The following is a 1,541-nucleotide window of genomic DNA, read 5'->3' on the forward strand; positions in this document are numbered from 1 at the left end:
TATTATGTAGTTATGGAATTGCACAATTTCTAGGAAGAGTATTAGGTGATAAACAGGCAATAGTGCAATATGGACTTGCGGGTATAATCGTGATTTGTGCACTCGCTTTCTATATTTGGCTACGAAGAAAGTATAGGTAATGATTATGAATGATAAACAGAGGGAATAATAGATAAATTGTATGTTGAATTATAGTATAAAAATAATACAGAGAATTATTTTATTTGCTTTTATACTCTTACTCACTTTCAATATGGCTGGTTGCAAGCGCAATACTATTACCATTCAGTATATGCTTGAAGTTCCTAATCTTCAATTTGTCGAAACTAGATACTACTTTGATGGACAATGGCGGATTGGAAGTAGATTGCGTGAAAAAGATGACGAGTTGTTAGATGTCGGCAAGGTTTATACGGATAGTATTATTAATAATAAAATAACATGTTTGGACAATTTTGATTTATCAACATTTCAGGTTGAAGTATTTTTGATAGACTCAACCAGTAGTAATACATATGCACATAGTGATCTTTTATCAATACCTGTTGAATATGGAAAATCGTATACAGTGATTATTGGAGGAGATCCTGAAACGGGTTTGAATCTAAGGCTTAAATAAAATCAGTATAAAGATTGTTGGGATATCATAAACAACCAATCGAACAATATGTACTTGCAGGTATCATAAGTGTTTGTATATTGATTATTTTCCATGGTTAAAAAGAAAGAGAAGGTAGAACTATGAAGAAGTATGCAGCGACATTGCTAAGTGTATTCTTGGTTTGTGGATGTTCGAATATAACACCAAATAATGAAAAAGTAGAGGTTAGTCAGGAAAAGCTAGAGAATATGACAGCCTTATATACTGGTCTTGCAGAAGCGAATGAAACTATAGATAATAAGTCGAAGATTGGTGTATGGGCCTATTATGAGGATGGTACAAAAGAATTTATTACGGAAGGATGGACTGTCAAAGATCCTGTCACATTGGAGGCAGGAAAGACTTCAGAAGTTACTGTTGAATATCAGAGTTTAGAAAGTACGATTTCAGTGGAGTGCAGTGAAGTGGATGAAGCATCCTTTAAGGCGGAGTCACAATCACCAGATCAATCGGATTTGGAGGTTACACATTCTAAGTGGTATGGAAAGAAATTGACATATACAGGAAAAATCATAGCTCGTGTAGATGATAAAGATTTTAGAGGATACATGATCAATATCTTTGATGATAAGTCTTATGTTAGTGTGCTTGATTACAATAAAGAATTTGATTTTAAAGAAGGTCAAACCGTTACATTCTGGGCATATGGTCTTGGGCGTGTGGAAGCAAAGGGTTTGTTTGGAAAAGAGAGAAGTTGTATTGCGTTTAAGGCAAAATATATGGAAGAAGTATAAGTGCGTATTCGAAAAATTGAAAATGGTGGTAGTGTAAAGAATTTATGAAAAACTCGGTATGGGAAGATCGAAATTTGAATAAATTGTTTATACTCTACAAGAATTTCTGATTTACTGTCTATTCTTTAGATTTTAGACAGAAAAAA

2 protein-coding genes are annotated in these 1,541 nt (G+C 33.4%); both read left to right on the forward strand.

All coding sequences use genetic code 11. The features are described from left to right. Positions 1-181: 181 nt before the first annotated feature. A complete protein-coding gene (locus tag H8911_RS12090) occupies positions 182-619 on the forward strand; it encodes a hypothetical protein (RefSeq protein ID WP_186999830.1) in 438 nt (145 codons plus the stop codon). 122 nt (positions 620-741) lie between these two features. After that, on the forward strand, positions 742-1,395 hold the full coding sequence (locus tag H8911_RS12095) for a hypothetical protein (protein ID WP_186999831.1): 654 nt from the start codon (positions 742-744) through the stop codon (positions 1,393-1,395). Positions 1,396-1,541 lie beyond the last annotated feature (146 nt).

The sequence above is a fragment of the Holdemanella hominis genome, from assembly GCF_014306155.1.
GTDB lineage: Bacteria > Bacillota_I > Bacilli_A > Erysipelotrichales > Erysipelotrichaceae > Holdemanella > Holdemanella hominis.

What these genes read in the sequence shown, in the direction of transcription:
- H8911_RS12095 (WP_186999831.1), top strand. Translation starts at nt 742, where the DNA reads ATGAAGAAGTATGCAGCGACATTGCTAAGTGTATTCTTGGTTTGTGGA.
- H8911_RS12090 (WP_186999830.1), top strand. Translation starts at nt 182, where the DNA reads ATGTTGAATTATAGTATAAAAATAATACAGAGAATTATTTTATTTGCT.